Here is a 1,136-nt window from a genome sequence, read left to right on the forward strand (position 1 = left end):
GACTTGTAAGTTGTTTTCACCTGCTTCAGACCGCCAGTGACTAGATTTCCAGATCGTGGGCGAGCGAGGGTCGGAGCAGGGTCTTCCTGATAAACCCGAACGGTTGCCTGGGCTCAAAGCCCGTTTCTGCAAGTCAGGGTTGGAGGTGAAATCATGGAGCAAGAGTCAGCGGTCGTTGGAATCGACATCTCGAAAAGCTTTCTTGACGTGTTCGTCAGTACCCAATCTTCGTTGCAGCGTTACGCCAACGATGTTCCTGGCAGAGCCAAGCTTGCCTGCGATCTCCTGGCACTGGCCCCGCAGTTGATTGTCGCTGAGGCGACGGGAGGTCTGGAGCGCCTGTTGATCGCGGAACTGGCAGCACAGAATCTGCCATTGGTCGTGGTCAATCCACGACAAGTCAGAGACTTCGCCAAAGCGTCTGGGCAACTAGCTAAGACTGATGCTCTGGATGCTCGAATTCTTGCTGCTTTCGGCCTGGCTGTTCGACCAGCAATCAGGCCACTGCCTGAAGCGCAAACGTTTGAGTTGGCCGACTTGCTTGGGCGGCGGCGCCAGTTGGTCGACATGCTGGTGGCGGAGAAGCTGCGTTTGCAGCAAGCCACTGGCAAAGCTCTTCGCCGTGATATCAAGCTTCACATTCAGTGGCTGGAGAAACGCCTCAGGGCCAGTGATGCGGGTTTGCACGATGCCATTGAAAAGTCACCGATCTGGCGAGCCAAGGATGATTTGCTGGCCGAAGTCAAAGGCATCGGTCCTGTTTGCCGGCTAACTCTGCTGGCTTTACTACCAGAGTTAGGCCAGTTGAACCGAAAACAAATTGCCGCCCTGGCTGGGGTTGCCCCCTTCAACCGAAACAGTGGCCAGTACCGGGGAACCCGTCGGGTATGGGGCGGGCGGGCTGAGGTGAGGAAAGTCCTGTACATGGCCACTCTGACTGCCATTCGCTGCCACAACGAGGTGGTGCGCAACTTCTACCAACGCCTGAAAGATCAGGGTAAACCCAGCAAAGTGGCCTTGGTCGCTTGCATGCGCAAGCTGCTCACCATCCTCAACGCAATGCTCCGTGACCAGGCACCTTTTCGGCCCAAAATAGCTTGACGCCGAACACGGTTGCTCGCCCGAGGGGGCGAAAC

At 56.8% G+C, this 1,136-nt stretch carries 1 protein-coding gene; it reads left to right on the plus strand.

Annotation, left to right across the window (positions count from 1 at the left end; all coding sequences use genetic code 11):
* Nucleotides 1-153: 153 nt before the first annotated feature.
* Complete coding sequence (locus tag IB274_RS29430; protein WP_192436290.1) at nucleotides 154-1,101, plus strand: IS110 family transposase; 948 nt, start codon at nucleotides 154-156, stop codon at nucleotides 1,099-1,101.
* The last annotated feature ends 35 nt before the right edge of the window (nucleotides 1,102-1,136 follow it).

Source organism: Pseudomonas sp. PDM18 (genome assembly GCF_014852585.1).
Lineage (GTDB): Bacteria > Pseudomonadota > Gammaproteobacteria > Pseudomonadales > Pseudomonadaceae > Pseudomonas.

Excerpts from the sequence above, each read along its gene's own strand:
- IB274_RS29430 (WP_192436290.1), top strand. The coding sequence starts at position 154 with ATGGAGCAAGAGTCAGCGGTCGTTGGAATCGACATCTCGAAAAGCTTT.